Origin of the sequence: Rathayibacter tritici, from assembly GCF_001641005.1 — a bacterium.
GTDB classification, from domain to species: Bacteria; Actinomycetota; Actinomycetes; order Actinomycetales; family Microbacteriaceae; genus Rathayibacter; species Rathayibacter tritici.
This window is the reverse complement of record NZ_CP015515.1, coordinates 1,615,473-1,630,881: the sequence shown is the minus strand read 5'-3', so window position 1 is coordinate 1,630,881 and position 15,409 is coordinate 1,615,473. Positions and strand designations below refer to the sequence as shown.

The window sequence follows — 15,409 nt, the reverse complement described above, 5'->3', positions numbered from 1 at the left end:
CCGGCCCGGGCACCGCGGGTCGCAGACGTCTCCTGGAGGAGTTCTCTCGTGCGCATCCACCTCGCCACGGACCACGCAGGGCTGGACTTCAGCCGTCACCTGATCGAGCACCTGAGTGCCGCCGGTCACGAGGTGGTCGACCACGGCCCCACCTCCTACGACCCGCTGGACGACTATCCGTCCTTCTGCATCACCGCCGCGGCCGCGGTCGTGCGCGATCAGGAGGCGGGGGTCCAGGCCCTCGGCGTCGTCTTCGGCGGCTCGGGCAACGGCGAGCAGATCGCCGCGAACAAGGTCGCGGGTGTGCGCGCGGCCCTGGTCTGGAATCTCAGCACCGCGGTGCTCGCCCGCCAGCACAACGACGCCAACGTCATCTCGATCGGTGCGCGCCAGCACTCGGTCGAGGAGGCGACGGGCTTCATCGACGCGTTCGTCGCCGAGCCCTTCAGTTTCGAGGAGCGCCACGTGCGCCGCATCGCACAGCTCGCCGAGTACGAGGCGACCGGGGACATCGCCGGCCGCTTCGTCGACTCCGCCGCGAAGGAGCGCTGAGTGCCCGAGGGGCACTCCGTTCACCGGATCGCACTGCAGTTCGAGCGCGACGTCGTCGGGCACCGTGTCGCGACCAGCAGCCCCCAGGGTCGCTTCACAGAGGGAGCCGCGGTGCTGGACGGCCGCGAGCTGCGCGAGTCGACCGCTGTCGGCAAGCACCTTCTGCTCCGCTTTGAGGGAGAGCTCACCCTGCACGTGCACCTCGGCCTCTACGGGGCGTGGGACTTCCTCGGGCACGTCTCGCCGCTGTTCCCCGAGGGGAAGGCCGGCAGCAGCATCGGCGCCCCGCGCCGCCGACGCGCGGTGCGCCTGTCCGAGACGGAGCACGAGACCGACTCCGACCTCGACGCATTCCCGCCGCCGCCCGTGGGGGCGGTGCGGGTGCGCATCCAGACGGAGGAGACCGTCGCCGACCTGCGCGGCCCCACCGCGTGCGAGGTGATGGACCCCGCCCAGGTGGCTGTCTTGCTCGCCCGGCTCGGCCCGGATCCCGCCGCCGACGACTCCGACGAGGCGCGCGATCGCTTCGTGAACCGGCTGCGCAAGACGGCCACCCCGGTCGGCCTGGTGCTGATGGACCAGTCCGTCGTCAGCGGCATCGGCAACATCTACCGCGCCGAGCTGCTCTACCGTGCGGGCCTCGATCCACACACGCCGGGCAAGCAGGTGCCGCTCGAGCTTGCGCAGGAGTTGTGGCACGACTGGGCGCACCTGCTCGAGGACGGCATCCGCACCGGCATGATGATCACGCGCCGCGGCCTGACGAAGACGGAGCGCTCGAAGGTCGTCCGCAGCCGCGCCGAGCGCAACTACGTCTACAAGCGCGAGGGCCTGCCGTGCCGGGTCTGCGGCACGAACGTCCTGCTCGAGGAGATCGGTGCGCGCAAGCTCTACTGGTGCCCGGTGTGCCAGTCGTGAGCACCGGAGCACTGGAGGCCCGCCTGCCCCACGACCACCGAGCGCTCCCCACCGCGACCCGGCGGGCCGGTCGATGAGCCGCGGGCTCCTGCTGCAGGGCGCCCGCCTCCTCGGGTCCTCCACGCCCTGTGCCGTGCAGCTGCGCGAGGGCCGCGTGGCAGCGATCGGGCCCGACGTCGTGCCCGCTCCCGGCGATGAGGTGCGCAACCTCGACGGGCGCTGGCTGCTCCCCGGGCTCTGGGACGAGCACGTCCACTTCTCGCAGTGGGCGATGACGGCCCCGCGCCTGAACGTCTCGGCGGCCGCTTCGGCCCGCGAGACGGCGGACGCGGTGCGGCGAAGACTCGCGGAGCAACCGGGCGCCGGCACTCTGATCGGTTTCGGTTTCCGCGACGGGCTCTGGCCCGAGCCGCCGACGACCGCGCTCCTCGACGAGGTCTCTCCCGAGCGGCCGGTCGTGCTGATCAGCGGCGACCTGCACTGCGCCTGGCTGAACTCCGCCGCCTACCGGCAGTACGGCGTCGCTCCGGAGCGGGAACTCGTCCGCGAGGACCCCTGCTTCGAGCTGGTCACCGCGCTCGGTGCGCTCGGCGACGACGAGCTCGATGCTCTTACCGACGCGGCGGCCGGGCGGGCGGCGGCTCGGGGCGTGGTCGGTGTCGTCGATCTGGAGATGGGCTGGAACGCGGGCGACTGGGTCCGCCGCGTCGGCCGCGGCATACGCTCCCTCCGCGTCGACACCGGCGTCTACCGCGACGACCTCGATCGGGCCCTGGCCGAGGGCCTGCGCTCGGGAGAGGAGCTCCCGGGCGGCGGGGGATTGCTGCGGATGGGGCCCCTCAAGGTCCTGATCGACGGCTCACTCAACACCCGGACCGCCTACTGCGCCCACCCCTATGCCGACCACGACGACTGCGGTGTGCTCACGGTGGAGCCCGCCGAACTCGACGCGCTGCTCGCCCGCGCGGCCGCCGGCGGAATCCGCTCGACCGTGCACGCGATCGGCGACGCGGCGGTGACTCTCGCCCTGGACGCACTCGGCCGGGTCGGCGGGGGACGCATTGAGCACGCTCAGCTGCTGGCCGAGTCCGACCTGCCGCGGTTTGCCGCGCTCGGCGTGGACGCCGGAGTGCAGCCGGCGCACGCACTCGACGACCGTGAGGTGGCAGAGCGCTACTGGCCGGGACGCACCGGTCGCGCGTTCCCGCTGCGCTCGCTGCTCGACTCCGGAGCCCGCGTCGTACTCGGCTCGGACGCGCCGGTCGCGCCGCTGGATCCGTGGGTCGCCGTCTCGGCCGCGGTCTCCCGGGCGCTTCCCGGCGACGAGCCGTGGCACCCGGAGCAGCGGGTGAGTGTGGAGGAGGCGATCATCGCCTCGACCCGGGTGCGGCGGCTGATACCCGCGGTCGGTGATCCGGCCGATCTGGTCGTGGTGGAGCGTGATCCGCTCCGCTCGGACCCCGCCGAGCTCCGCTCGATGCCCGTCGCGGCGACGCTCCTGGCCGGACGCTTCACGCACGGAGCCTGACCACTCGCCGCGGGCCTCGCGCGTCGCGGGGACGACGAACGGCCCCCGGATCCGAGGATCCGCGGGCCGTTGTGGGCGTGGTCGCTCAGCTCTCGCTGACGTGCGCGAAGAGGAACCAGCGGTCCTTCTCGAGGCCGCGGCCGATCTCGATGGCGACATCCTGGCTGCTCGCGTCGATCTCGGCGAGCTCGGCGATCGCCGTGTTGACGATCGAGATCGCGACGTCCATCTGGCGGATGATCTCGACGATCGCGTTCTCGGAGCGCTGGAAGCCGGGGGTGAGCGGCTCGGACTGCGTCGCCGACGCGACGGTCTGGATGCGGGCGTCGACCGGGAGGCCCAGGGCGACGACGCGCTCCGCGGCCAGATCAGCCCACTCGATGGCGCGGCCAACGATCGCGTCGAGGAGCTCGTGGACGCCGATGAAGTTCGCGCCGCGGACGTGCCAGTGCGCCTGCTTGCCGTTGACGGCGAGCGCGGTCATCTCGACGACGACGGGGCTGAGGAACTGAGCGACTCCGGAGGCGACATCGGGGTTCGAGGAGGTGTGCGACGTGATGGACGTGGTAGACATCGTCTGGTCCTTTCGAGAGGGGGTGACTGATCGTCAACTGTACGCAGATCCCGCGGTGCCGCAAGGAAGCGCAGGCTCGGCTCAGTGGGGCGAAGGGCAGGCTCGCCTGCCTCGCGCACCGCCGATCCGGGGGTCTGCCCCCGGGCGTCCGCGGCCGGACGCCGATACGCTCGACCGGTCTACCGGGACGACCGCTCCGGCCAGGAGGGGCCGAGGAGCACCGGCGAGGAGAGGCGTATGAGCACCGTATCGACCGCGCTCAGGGAGGCCGCCCGCGCGTACCTCCGGCTGTGGTGCGGGCTGCCGCGCGAAGTACTCTCGCTGGTCGCCGCCGTCCCTGTCGCCCTCGTCGGCGCCCTCTGCGCCGGCCTTGCTCTCGCGCTGACCCTCGGGTTCGTCGGCGTCCTGATCGGCCTCGTCTTCCTGCCCGCCGCCCTCTACACCGCGCGACTGTTCTCCCGTGCCACTGTCGGCCTCGACGTCCTCGCCGGTCGACCCGCGGTGCCGCGCCCGCAGTGGCGGCGGCCACCAGCCTCCGCGACGCCGTCGACATTCGCGCTGTACGGCCCGGTGATCGACGGCCACTACTGGCTCGCGCTGGTGCACACACTCGTCGTCGGTCCACTCGTCGCCGTGCTGTTCGGGCTGCTTCTCGCGCTGTGGATCTGGGCGGGAGTCGGCGGGCTGGTGGCCGCGCTGAGGGGCACCGCTGGACCCGCCCGCCTGCTGGCCGAGCAGGGCGCCGCGCTCCTGAACGTCGCGCAGCCGCCGACCGCGCTGATCACCGCAGCTGCGCTCGCCACCACGGTCCTCTTCGTCTCGACCCTGCCGTTCGCTACGCGGGGGCTCACCCTCGCGCGCTGGCTGATCGACCGGCTGCTCCTGGGGCCCTGGGAGTCGGAGGCGCTGCAGCGCGAGGTCGCCGAGCTGAGCGCTTCCCGCGGTGCGGCGGTCGCCGCTGAGGACCGCGCTCTGCGCCGGCTCGAGCGGGACATCCACGACGGCCCGCAGCAGCGCCTGATCCGGGTGCAGATGGATCTCGCCTCCGCTCGCAACCGCCTCGGCGCCGATCCGGAGTCGGCCGGGCGGCTCGTCGACGAGGCCCGCGAGCACGTGGGCGCCGCGCTCGATGAGCTTCGGGCGCTCTCTCGGGGAGTCGCGCCGCCGATCCTGCAGGACCGGGGCTTCGAGGCGGCCGTGCGCTCGCTCGCCGCCCTGGGCTCGGTACCGATCGAGGTGCTCGTGGAGCATTCGCTCGGGGACATTCCGCCGGAGGTCGAGCGCAGCGTCTACTTCGTGGTCGCCGAGCTTCTCGCCAACGTGTCCAAGCACTCGCACGCCCAGTCCGTGCGGGTGCACCTGGACACGCGTGACTCAGGCACGCCGGGAGAACGCTGGTTCGATACCTGGGTCATCGACGACGGAATCGGTGGAGCGTCGACTGTCCCCGGCCACGGGCTGGAGGGGGCTGACGGCCGTGTCCGGGGCCTGCGCGGGATCTTCACGGTGGACTCGCCCGTCGGCGGACCGAGCACCGTGGGCGTCCACGTCCCCTACCGGCCGATCGTTCTATCCTGAGGGCGTGTCCGTCATCCGCGTCGCCATCGCCGAGGACTCGGTCCTCCTGCGCGAGGGCCTGGTCCGACTCTTCGAAGACGCAGGATTCGCCTCCGTGGGTGCCTTCGGGGATGCTGACGGACTGCTCGCCGCCCTCGTCCATGATTCTGCCGCGGTCGATGTCGCCGTGCTCGATGTGCGGATGCCGCCGACGTTCCGGGACGAGGGGGTCCGTGCGGCGCTCGAGATCCGCCGCCGCCATCCCGGCATTGCGGTCCTGCTGCTCAGCCAGTACGTCGAGGTCACCTATGCGCAGGAGCTGCTCAGCTCGGGCGACGGCGGGCTGGGCTACCTGCTGAAGGACCGGGTCGCTTCGGTGGAGGAGCTGCGGGATGCCGTCGAGCGTGTTGCGGCCGGCGGAACCGTCCTCGATCCGCAGGTCGTCGCCTCGCTCCTGCAGCGCAACCGCGATCCGCTCGCCGCGCTCACCCCGCGCGAGCGCGAGGTGCTGGAGCAGATGGCGCAGGGCCGTACGAACGCAGGGATCGCCGCCGCCCTCTTCGTCGGCGTGGGGGCCGTGGAGAAGAACGTGACCGCGATCTTTCAGAAGCTCGGACTCGAGGACTCGGGATCCGATCACCGCCGCGTGCTGGCCGTGCTCGCCTGGCTGCGCGCCGGCCACTGAGCCCGAGAGAGAGGACCACCGGATGACGTCGACCCGCGCGGAGGGCGCTCGCGTTCTCGCCCTGCCCGGTGGCCGCACGCCCGAGATCGCCGCCACGGCCTGGATCGCTCCGGGCGCGACCGTGGTCGGCTCCGTGCTGCTGAGCGAGCAGGCGAGCGTCTGGTACGGAGCTGTGCTCCGCGCCGAGCACGCCCGGATCGAACTGGGCGCCCGCAGCAATCTGCAGGACGGCGTGGTCGTCCATGTCGACACCGGTCACGACGCGGTGATCGGTGCGGGTGTGTCGGTCGGGCACAACGCCGTCCTGCACGGCTGCACGCTCGAGGACGACGTGCTGGTCGGGATGAACGCGACCGTCCTGAACGGGGCCGTGATCGGCTCCGGCTCGCTCGTCGCCGCGGGTGCTGTCGTGCTGGAGGGGACCCTCGTCCCGCCGGGCTCGCTGGTCGCGGGCGTCCCGGCGAAGGTCCGCCGCGAGCTGTCCGAGCAGGAGCGGGTGGGCATCCGCCGCAATGCTGCCTCGTACCTCGCACTGACGGAGGAACACCGCGGCGCGATCGGCTGATCATCGGCTGAGGAGTGCGCGGGGAAGCCGGCTCAGACCGGTGAGCAGTCGCGTCAGGCGCGCGCGGCGGAGAGCCGATGTCGACGGCCCCACCTCGGGGTGCTCCGCACGGAAGCCGTCCTCTGCCGGCCACAGGGCCTCGGCGAGGAGACGGTGGCGCCGGTGCAGCGGCGTCGAGCGGAAGGCGCGGACCCAGGCCAGAGTCCGCCCGCGATGCGCGTTCGAGGCGTGCAGGACCCAGTCGGCGTAGGCCTCGACGTTCCGCGGCGGCGACACCGAGGGCACCCCGAGGCGGGTCAGGAACGGAGCGAGAGTGGCGGTCGCGTCGGTCGCGTCGGCCAGGCGCAGCAGAGCGTCGATCGAGAGGTCAGCGCGTCCGCTGCCCCACCGCTGCACAAGTCCGTCGAGCTCTCGTCGGCCGCGGGCAGCGGCAGGATGGCGCAGGGCGTGCAGCGCGAGAACAGCGCTGTTCGCGACCGGATCCGCGACCAGGACCGCCGCAGCGGCCAGCTCGGCCGGCAGCCTTCGTGCCCAGAGCTCGTCGAAGACCGTGTCACTCGGTGCCAGAAATCCGGGGAAGGCGTGGTGCACGTCGATGTCGCACGGCCACTGGTCATGCAGCAGCGTCACCGAGTGCAGCGGCAGGATCCGCGGCGCCGACATCCCGGGTCGCTCCCGCCAGCCCCGCACACGCAACTCCGCCAGGAGATCAGCACAGCGGGCGGGCTCGACCAGAGCATCGACGTCACTCGAGCGGTACGGATCGCGCAGCTGCTGCTGTTCGAGGACCGGCCCCTTGACCGAGAGACAGCGGATCCCGCGGTCGCGGGCGATGCGACCGACCAGCGCATGCCCGAGCAGGATCGCGTCGTCTGTGCGCAGTCGGCCGATCATCCGCAGACGTCAGTGGAGGGCGCAGGAGACGCCTCGAGGAACCCGAGAGCGGCCAGGGTACACAGAAAGGCCAGGACGTCCTCGCGGATGTCGTCTTCCCGCTCGCCGGTGAGCGCGGCGAGGCGCACGATCATCGCCTCTGCGGAGCAGGGTGCGGCGGTCTGCCGCCAGATCAGCGGGGCGGCGCCCTCCAAGAGGACGGGGTGCGCCCCCGGGGCACCGAGGTCGAGGATCGTCGTACGGTCCTTCCGATCAACGACCGCCAGCCCCGACCTACGGGACCACAGTTCCTTCGCCGCTGCTGTCTGCTGCATCCGCGCTGCCTCCTCCTCGTCGTCCTCCGGGGCAGAAGACCGTGTGCCTGCGCCCCGGACTCCTGGTTAGCCGTCCAGCTCTGCCGTGCTCAGGCCGAACGTCAGTTCAGGATTCTGGACGCCGGCGTAGATGAAGCCGAAGGGGTTATCGCCCCCGACGATCGCGTTGTAGACGCCGGTCACTTCGAACGCTCCGGTCTGCGAGTCGATCGGAACAAGAAGTCCAGCGTCCCGGCGCAGGTCGACGCGGCCGGGCGAGGGCTCGGAGAAGCTCAGGACGACCTGCTCCGGCAGCGGTCCGCCGGTCACTGAGACGGTCCCGGTCAGGGTGGGGAAGTCGACTCGCGAGCCATTGCGAGTACCGCGGTACTGGACTGGGTTGAACGCGATGGAGCCGGAGCGGGGCTCCGGGTCGGTGACGCTGATGGTCGCTGTGCCCGCCGTGTACCCGTCGACGGAGGCGGTCACCGTGCCGGTGATGACGGCGGAGGGGCTGGTGACGTTGGGGACCACGAAGGTTCCATCGGCCTGGACGGGCACACTGCCGGGGCCGCTGAAGCCGGGGAGTAGCGCAGAAGCACGACGGTCGGGACGCGGCCCGACACGTACCCCGTCAGCGTGATGGTGCCCAGTCCGGTGCGATTGACATAGGTACTGGGTGCGAAGCCGACCGTGCCGGTCCCGGAGGCGGCGAGTGCCGGTGTCGCGACAGCGAGTGCGATCACGGGAACGGACCAGCCCGCGGCGCGCAGGGCGGCCCGTCGGGTCGGTTGCGTCGTCGAAGCTGGGAGGGCGGTGTTCTCAGTCATTCGGGGTTCTCCTTGTCGCGGATCACGGCGGGGAGGTGTTCCCAGCCGCGTGGTCGATCATCACAAGGAGGTCAGTGAATCGGGGACAAAAACGGTAGATGCCCCACTGACGAGGGGACAGGGGGACCGGCGGAAAGCTGGCGTACGAACGCGCACCGTGCGGCGGCGGATCAGTCGCGGCACAGACGCCGACGGCGCCCCTGCTGTGGAACCGCGGAGGGATGATGAGACGTCAGAGGGGCTGACGAGAACGATGAGGGGCTGACGAGAATCGAACTCGCATCATCTGTTTGGAAGACAGAGGCTTTACCACTAAGCTACAGCCCCGACTCGGCGGCCTGGCGGCGCCGATCGGTGTGACTCGATCTGACGACCGGGCACCAGGACAGCGTAGTACATCACGCGAAGGTCGGGAACACGGCCGTGCACAGCGCGGGGTTCGCGCCGCGTGACCGAGCCAGCGGGCCACCGCCGCGCCGTTCCGGTCGCAGTGGCCGCCGTGCAGTACACTTGCGAAGGCCATTTCGGCGTGTTGCGCGAGCGGACGTGCGGGGAAGGCTCGACGAGAGTCTCACGCACGGTCCCCAGGTCCGCGCATCCGGGGCGTAGCTCAGCTTGGCTAGAGCGCCCGCTTTGGGAGCGGGAGGTCGCAGGTTCGAATCCTGTCGCCCCGACCACGAGTACTCATCGTGACGACATCGACCCGTGACGACCGTCATCCGGCGCCGACACCAACCAGCACAGGAGATCCCCTCACGTGAAGACCACGGTAGAACAGCTGAGCCCGACCCGCGTGAAGCTCGCGATTTCGGTCACCCCGGACGAGCTCGGCCCGAGCATCACGCACGCCTACGGACACATCGCCGAGCAGATCACCGTCCCCGGCTTCCGTAAGGGCAAGGTCCCGCCGGCGATCGTCGATCAGCGCGTCGGCAAGGCAGCCGTGCTCGAGCACGCGGTCAACGAGGGTCTGGACGGCTTCTATCGTGAGGCCGTTCGCGAGAGCGAGGTGCGCCCGCTGGGCCGTCCGCAGGCCGACATCGTCGCCTGGCCGAGTGACAAGGACTTCACCGGCGACCTCGAGCTCGCCATCGAGGTCGATGTGCGCCCCGAGATCACCGTCCCGAACTACGACGGCATCGAGCTGACCGTCGATGCAGCCGAGGTCACCGACGCCGATGTCGACGCCGAGCTGGACACGCTCCGCAGCCGCTTCGGCACCCTGGTCACCGTCGACCGCCCGGCGACGACCGGTGACTTCGCACAGATCGATCTGGTCGCCACCATCGACGGGGTCGAGGTCGACACCGCCAACGCCATCTCCTACGAGCTCGGCTCGGGCGAGCTGATCGAGGGCATCGACGAGGCGCTCGACTCGCTGACCGCGGGCGAGAGCACCACCTTCACCGCCCCGCTGCTCGGCGGCGACCACGCCGGCGAGCAGGCCGAGATCGCCGTCACCCTCACCGCCGTCAAGGAGCGCGAGCTGCCGGACGCCGACGACGACTTCGCTCAGATCGCCAGCGAGTTCGACACGATCGCCGAGCTGCGCGAGTCGCTCAAGGAGCAGTCCGCTCAGCAGAAGACCTTCGGGCAGGGCGGCGAGGCTCGTGAGAAGCTCGTCGAGGCGCTGCTTGCCCTCGTCGAGGTGCCCGTGCCGACCGGCCTCGTCGAGGACGAGGTGCACCGCCACCTCGAGGGCGAAAACCGCCTCGAGGACGACGAGCACCGCGCAGAGGTGACCGAGGCCAGTGAGAAGACCTTCAGGACGCAGATCCTCCTCGACCACGTCGTCGAGCAGGAGAAGGTCCAGGTCAGCCAGGACGAACTCATGCAGTACCTGATCCAGGGTGCGGCGCAGTACGGCATGGAGCCGAACGAGTTCATCAAGATCCTGTCCGAGAACAACCAGATCGGCCAGATGGTTGGTGAGGTCGCCCGCAACAAGGCGCTCGCGATCGTCCTGGGCAAAGCGAAGGTCACCGATACCGAGGGCAACCCCGTCGACCTGACCGCGTTCACCGCCGTTGCCAGTGACGACGAGTCCGCCGATGCGGCCGAGTCCGGCGCTTCAGAGGAGTCCGTCGCTTCGGAGGGAACCGAGATCGTCGAGGAGGCCCAGGCCGCCGCCGACGCCGAGGTTCCCGCCGAGCCCGACGCCGACGAGGAGCCCGCCCCGGCCCCCAAGAAGAAGCGCGCGCCCGCCAAGAAGAAGGCGGCCGCTGCCGCCGAGGAGACCCCGGCCGCGGAGTAGTCCCCGCGAGCACGACCAGGAGCCGCCCCCGATCCGTCGGAGGGCGGCTCCTGCCGTTGGTGGGCTCCGCTCCGCCGCGGGCGAACACCGCCGACTCCCGCTCCGCCCCCGGCGAACACGGCCAGGTCGGGCTGGTGCCGTCCGATAGATTCGCCTCCGAAGCGACAACTGAAACGGAGCAATACATGGCCGACATGGTTATGCCCAACAGTGTTTTCGACCGCCTGCTCAAGGACCGGATCATCTGGCTCGGTTCCGAGGTGCGCGACGAGAACGCGAACGAGATCGCCGCGAAGCTCCTGCTCCTGGCAGCCGAGGACTCCGAGCGGGACATCTACCTCTACATCAACTCGCCCGGCGGCTCGATCACCGCGGGCATGGCGATCTACGACACGATGCAGTTCGTCCCGAACGACATCGTGACCGTGGGTATCGGAATGGCGGCCTCGATGGGCCAGCTGCTCCTCACCGCCGGAACCCAGGGCAAGCGCTACATCACCCCGAACGCGCGGGTGCTCCTGCACCAGCCGCACGGCGGCTTCGGTGGCACCGCCTCCGACATCCAGACCCAGGCGCAGCTCATCCTCGATATGAAGAAGCGCCTCGCCGAGATCACCGCGAAGGCGACCGGCAAGACCGTCGAGCAGGTCAACGAGGACGGCGACCGCGACCGCTGGTTCAGCGCCGAGGAGGCTCTGGCCTACGGCTTCGTGGACCACATCCGCTCGTCGGCGACCGACGTGGCCGGCGGTGGCGGAACCGCCGTCGACGAGTAGTCCAGCGAACGCGCCGAGAGATCAGGAACAGACAATGACCACACCCACCTTCGGCGGAACGGCGTTCGGCTCGGGAGCCGCGCCGTCCTCTCGTTACATCCTGCCCACATTCGAGGAGCGCACGGCCTACGGCTACAAGCGCCAAGATCCGTACGCGAAGCTCTTCGAGGACCGCATCATCTTCCTCGGCGTGCAGGTCGACGACGCCTCCGCGGACGACATCATGGCGCAGCTCCTCGTTCTGGAGAGCCAGGACCCGGACCGCGACATCGTGATGTACATCAACTCGCCCGGTGGCTCCTTCACCGCGATGACGGCGATCTACGACACGATGCAGTACATCCGTCCGCACATCCAGACGGTCGTGCTCGGTCAGGCCGCCTCGGCCGCTGCCGTGCTGACCGCCGCGGGCACGCCCGGCAAACGCCTCGCCCTGCCGAACGCGCGCATCCTCATTCACCAGCCCGCCGTGCAGCAGGGCGGAGGCCAGGCCTCGGACATCGAGATCCAGGCCGCCGAAATCATGCGCATGCGCGAGTGGCTCGAGGAGACGCTCTCGCACCACTCGAACCGCTCGATCGAGCAGGTCAAGAAGGACATCGACCGGGACAAGATCCTCGGCGCGAGCGATGCGCTCGAGTACGGGCTCATCGACCAGGTCCTCACCAGCCGTAAGAGCTTGCCGGCTCTCACGGCCTGAGAATCGCCGACCAGGGGCCGGGGGACGGAGTCATCCGCCGCCCGGCCCCTTCTCCGTCTGCCGCGATCCCGTAGCAAAGCGCCACGCGAGCCGCAAGGCGCGGCGAATCCGGCCCGCCTGCCGAGCGTCCGCGGCTCAGCGGCTAGGCTCGGAGCAGTGTATGAGGGGGTCGTCCCCCTCGCACTCGCCGGGGCCCCGGGCTCCGCCGTTCGACTCGACAGACGCACGACAAGGAAGTGGAGCATCCCCGTGGCACGTATTGGCGAAAGCGCCGACCTGCTGAAGTGCTCCTTCTGCGGCAAGAGCCAGAAGCAGGTTCAGCAGCTCATCGCAGGACCTGGTGTCTACATCTGCGACGAGTGCGTCGAACTCTGCAACGAAATCATCGAGGAGCGCCTCTCCGAGTCGAGCGAGGAGACGAGCCACGAGTTCGACCTCCCGAAACCGAAGGAGATCTTCGGCTTCCTCGAGGAGTACGTGATCGGGCAGGAGCAGGCCAAGAAGGCCCTCGCCGTCGCGGTCTACAACCATTACAAGCGGGTGCGCGCCCGCAACACCATTACCGCCGCTGATGCGATCCACGACGAAGTCGAGATCGCCAAGAGCAACATCCTGCTCATCGGGCCCACCGGTTGCGGCAAGACCTATCTCGCGCAGACCCTCGCGAAGCGGCTCAATGTGCCGTTCGCGGTCGCGGACGCAACGGCCCTCACCGAGGCGGGCTATGTGGGCGAGGACGTCGAGAACATCCTGCTCAAGCTCATTCAGGCCGCCGACTACGACGTCAAGCGTGCCGAGACCGGCATCATCTACATCGACGAGGTCGACAAGATCGCGCGGAAGGCCGAGAACCCCTCGATCACCCGCGACGTCTCCGGGGAGGGGGTGCAGCAGGCGCTGCTCAAAATCCTGGAGGGCACCGTCGCCTCGGTGCCGCCGCAGGGTGGTCGCAAGCACCCGCACCAGGAGTTCATCCAGATCGACACGACGAACGTCCTCTTCATCGTCGCCGGTGCCTTCGCCGGGCTTGAAGACATCATCTCGTCGCGGGCGGGCAAGCGCGGCATCGGCTTCGGCGCCCCGCTGCACAACAAGGACGACGAGATCAACATCTTCAGCGAGGTGCTCCCGGAGGACCTGCACAAGTTCGGACTGATCCCCGAGTTCATCGGGCGACTGCCCGTCGTCACCACGGTCACCCAACTCGACCAGGACGCGCTGATGCAGATTCTCACCGAGCCTCGTAACGCGTTGGTGAAGCAGTACCAGCGAATGTTCGAGATCGACGGCGTCGAGCTCGATTTCGACCGAGGCGCCCTGGAGGCGATCGCCGACCTGGCGGTCCTCCGCCAGACAGGCGCCCGCGGGCTGCGTGCGATCCTCGAGGAGGTGCTGGGCCCGATCATGTTCGAGGTGCCATCCTCCGATGAGGTGGCGCGGGTCGTGGTTACCCGCGCGGCCGTGCTCGACAATGCGGCGCCGACGATCGTGCCCCACGCTCCCCGTCGCCAGGAGAAGAGCGCCTAGGCACTGCTCGCCTCGGCGCGCCAGTTCACCGCGATTGGCCCGGCGGATCGACGATCGTGCCGCATCGACGTCCCTACTCTGGCGGAGCGCGCCGCAGGTGTGCCCGGGGGCCCGCGGCTCCCGGCTGACACGCCGGGAGGCTCCGCCATCGTTCAGCCGCTCCTTGCCGGAATCGTTGCCGCCCTCACCGGCTTCTCCAGCTCGTTCGCGATCGTGCTCGCCGGAGTCGTCGCGGTCGGCGCGACCGACGCGCAGGCCGCGTCGGGCCTGCTCGCGGTCTGCGTGCTGCAGGGCGTGCTCTGCATCGCCCTGAGCGTTCACTACCGCGTGCCGATGACCTTCGCCTGGAGCACTCCTGGTGCTGCGCTGCTGGCCGCCACGGCGACGCTCCCGGGCGGTTTCGACCGTGCGGTCGGCGCGTTTCTGGTCGCCTCCGCTCTGCTCGTGGTCACCGGGCTGTGGCCGGCGCTCGGGAGTCTGGTGGCGCGCATCCCGCGGCCGCTGGCGAACGCCATGCTCGCTGGCATTCTGTTCCCGCTCGTCCTGGCGCCGGTGCGGGCGGCGGTCGAGATTCCCGCGCTCGCACTGCCGGTGATCCTGCTCTGGTTGCTCCTCCTGCGGCTGCTGCCCCGCTGGGCGGTGCCGACCGCGATCGCGCTGGCGATCGTCCTGCTGGTGGTCTCGGGCGGTGCCGCTCTGGCCGGTGCTCCGCTGCTGCCGGTGCCGCAGTTCGTCGCTCCGGTGTTCGAGATCGGCGCGATGGTGGGGATCGGCCTGCCGCTCTACGTCGTGACGATGGCCGGACAGAACATCCCGGGTATGGCGGTGCTGTCGAGCTTCGGCTACGCGGCCCACTCGCGGCCAGCGATCGTCGCGACCGGCGCCCTCTCCGGAGTCTCCGCGGTCTTCGGGGGAGTGCCGATCAACTACGCCGCACTCAGCGCCGCGCTGACGGCCGGCCCCGAAGCGTCGCCGCATCCGGAGCAGCGCTGGATCGCCTCGGTGTCGGCGGGCGCCTCCTACCTGGTGCTCGGCGTGTTCGCGGGGGCGGCCGCCGCGCTGGTGTCCTCCGCGAGCCCGCTGCTGATCGAGGCGGTCGCCGGGCTGGCGCTGCTGGGCGTGTTCGTCGCGGCGGTGCAGTCTGCCGTCGAGGACCTACGGCTGCGGCTGCCCGCGGCCGCGACCCTCCTGGTCACCGCCTCCGGCACGACGATCGCCGGGATCGGCTCTGCCTTCTGGGGGCTGGTCGTCGGGCTCGTCCTCCTGGCCTGGCTCGTTCCGAGGCGCCACTAGAGGGGGCCGCGGCGGGTGCGAGCAGGAGTCGGTCTGTATGGCCGCGCAGGGAAGAAGACCTGGGCGACGGAGGTGCTGCACGAGCGGGGCGCGCCGGCCCGGGTGCGCCGACGAGTTCACGACGCTTCCGCGCCGCGGATCAGCCCCAGTCGTCGTCGTCCTCGCCCTCGACCCGGCCCTGCGGCTGCGTGATGGAGGCCGCGTCCTCGTCGGGGCGGTAGCTGATTGTCGTGCCGTCGTCGAGTTCGAGGACGGGCTTGCCCTCGAGCCAGGTCAGCGTCCACCGCCAGTCGGCGGTCGCCGTGCCGATCGCGGCGAGGTCGCGCTCGACGTCGCCGATCGCGGTGACCACGATGTCGGGAAGGGTCTGCGGCGGAGCCTGGCCCACTACCCAGCGGGTTCCGAGCTGCATGCGAGGGTCCTCTCGTCGGTAAGGAGGGAGGCGGGACGGTCCCGTCTCTCG

16 protein-coding genes and 2 tRNA genes are annotated in these 15,409 nt (G+C 70.3%); 12 read left to right on the top strand and 6 right to left on the bottom strand.

Annotated features, from left to right (window positions below; translation table 11 throughout):
- The first annotated feature begins 48 nt into the window (after nucleotides 1-48).
- The 3 genes from A6122_RS07400 (at nucleotide 49) to A6122_RS07390 (ending at nucleotide 2,998) form a co-directional block, all read left to right on the top strand.
- Nucleotides 49-552 carry a ribose-5-phosphate isomerase gene (locus A6122_RS07400; RefSeq protein ID WP_068253311.1) on the top strand — a complete coding sequence of 168 codons (504 nt, stop codon included), beginning with the start codon at nucleotides 49-51 and terminating at the stop codon, nucleotides 550-552.
- Nucleotides 553-1,470 carry an Fpg/Nei family DNA glycosylase gene (locus tag A6122_RS07395; RefSeq protein ID WP_068253308.1) on the top strand — a complete coding sequence of 306 codons (918 nt, stop codon included), beginning with the start codon at nucleotides 553-555 and terminating at the stop codon, nucleotides 1,468-1,470.
- Between the two features lie 73 nt (nucleotides 1,471-1,543).
- Nucleotides 1,544-2,998 (top strand): amidohydrolase, encoded by a 1,455-nt coding sequence (locus A6122_RS07390; protein WP_068253305.1) that lies wholly within the window; start codon nucleotides 1,544-1,546, stop codon nucleotides 2,996-2,998.
- Nucleotides 2,999-3,083: 85 nt separating this feature from the next.
- Here the strand turns inward: A6122_RS07390 and A6122_RS07385 are convergent, their stop codons facing one another.
- The gene (locus tag A6122_RS07385) at nucleotides 3,084-3,572 is read right to left on the bottom strand and encodes a Dps family protein (RefSeq protein ID WP_068253299.1); all 489 of its coding nucleotides are present in this window, start codon (nucleotides 3,570-3,572) and stop codon (nucleotides 3,084-3,086) included.
- Between the two features lie 237 nt (nucleotides 3,573-3,809).
- Between A6122_RS07385 and A6122_RS07380 the strand changes: the two genes are divergently transcribed.
- The 3 genes from A6122_RS07380 to A6122_RS07370 are packed head-to-tail and all read left to right on the top strand — an operon-like array spanning nucleotide 3,810 to nucleotide 6,379.
- Complete coding sequence (locus A6122_RS07380) at nucleotides 3,810-5,150, top strand: sensor histidine kinase (RefSeq protein ID WP_068253298.1); 1,341 nt, start codon at nucleotides 3,810-3,812, stop codon at nucleotides 5,148-5,150.
- A gap of 4 nt (nucleotides 5,151-5,154) precedes the next feature.
- On the top strand, nucleotides 5,155-5,814 hold the full coding sequence (locus A6122_RS07375; protein WP_068253296.1) for a response regulator transcription factor: 660 nt from the start codon (nucleotides 5,155-5,157) through the stop codon (nucleotides 5,812-5,814).
- Nucleotides 5,815-5,836: 22 nt separating this feature from the next.
- Nucleotides 5,837-6,379, top strand: a complete 543-nt coding sequence (locus tag A6122_RS07370) for a gamma carbonic anhydrase family protein (RefSeq protein ID WP_068253294.1) — start codon at nucleotides 5,837-5,839, stop codon at nucleotides 6,377-6,379.
- Here the strand turns inward: A6122_RS07370 and A6122_RS07365 are convergent, their stop codons facing one another.
- From A6122_RS07365 to A6122_RS07350, 4 genes are all read right to left on the bottom strand, one after another.
- Nucleotides 6,380-7,273: a nucleotidyltransferase family protein gene (locus A6122_RS07365; protein WP_068253293.1), complete on the bottom strand. Its 894-nt coding sequence runs from the start codon at nucleotides 7,271-7,273 to the stop codon at nucleotides 6,380-6,382.
- Nucleotides 7,270-7,587, bottom strand: coding sequence for a PqqD family protein (locus tag A6122_RS07360; protein ID WP_068253292.1), 318 nt, complete (start codon nucleotides 7,585-7,587; stop codon nucleotides 7,270-7,272). Before A6122_RS07360 ends, A6122_RS07365 begins: the two co-directional genes overlap by 4 nt.
- A gap of 66 nt (nucleotides 7,588-7,653) precedes the next feature.
- Complete coding sequence (locus A6122_RS07355; RefSeq protein ID WP_068253291.1) at nucleotides 7,654-8,100, bottom strand: hypothetical protein; 447 nt, start codon at nucleotides 8,098-8,100, stop codon at nucleotides 7,654-7,656.
- 552 nt (nucleotides 8,101-8,652) lie between these two features.
- Nucleotides 8,653-8,723 (bottom strand) — tRNA-Gly (locus tag A6122_RS07350).
- A gap of 272 nt (nucleotides 8,724-8,995) precedes the next feature.
- Here A6122_RS07350 and A6122_RS07345 point away from each other — a divergent pair.
- The 6 genes from A6122_RS07345 to A6122_RS07320 all read left to right on the top strand — a co-directional run bounded on the left by A6122_RS07345 (nucleotide 8,996) and on the right by A6122_RS07320 (nucleotide 14,946).
- Nucleotides 8,996-9,073, top strand: a tRNA-Pro gene (locus tag A6122_RS07345).
- A gap of 80 nt (nucleotides 9,074-9,153) precedes the next feature.
- Complete coding sequence (tig, locus tag A6122_RS07340; RefSeq protein ID WP_068253288.1) at nucleotides 9,154-10,650, top strand: trigger factor; 1,497 nt, start codon at nucleotides 9,154-9,156, stop codon at nucleotides 10,648-10,650.
- 185 nt (nucleotides 10,651-10,835) lie between these two features.
- Complete coding sequence (locus A6122_RS07335; RefSeq protein WP_068253285.1) at nucleotides 10,836-11,426, top strand: ATP-dependent Clp protease proteolytic subunit; 591 nt, start codon at nucleotides 10,836-10,838, stop codon at nucleotides 11,424-11,426.
- 34 nt (nucleotides 11,427-11,460) lie between these two features.
- A complete protein-coding gene (locus tag A6122_RS07330) occupies nucleotides 11,461-12,126 on the top strand; it encodes an ATP-dependent Clp protease proteolytic subunit (RefSeq protein ID WP_068253282.1) in 666 nt (221 codons plus the stop codon).
- A gap of 249 nt (nucleotides 12,127-12,375) precedes the next feature.
- Nucleotides 12,376-13,653 (top strand): ATP-dependent Clp protease ATP-binding subunit ClpX, encoded by a 1,278-nt coding sequence (gene clpX / locus A6122_RS07325; RefSeq protein ID WP_068253281.1) that lies wholly within the window; start codon nucleotides 12,376-12,378, stop codon nucleotides 13,651-13,653.
- A gap of 99 nt (nucleotides 13,654-13,752) precedes the next feature.
- Nucleotides 13,753-14,946 (top strand): benzoate/H(+) symporter BenE family transporter, encoded by a 1,194-nt coding sequence (locus A6122_RS07320; RefSeq protein ID WP_104261901.1) that lies wholly within the window; start codon nucleotides 13,753-13,755, stop codon nucleotides 14,944-14,946.
- 139 nt (nucleotides 14,947-15,085) lie between these two features.
- Here A6122_RS07320 and A6122_RS07315 read toward each other — a convergent pair whose 3' ends face one another.
- Nucleotides 15,086-15,358, bottom strand: coding sequence for a hypothetical protein (locus A6122_RS07315; protein ID WP_068253280.1), 273 nt, complete (start codon nucleotides 15,356-15,358; stop codon nucleotides 15,086-15,088).
- Between the last annotated feature and the right edge of the window lie 51 nt (nucleotides 15,359-15,409).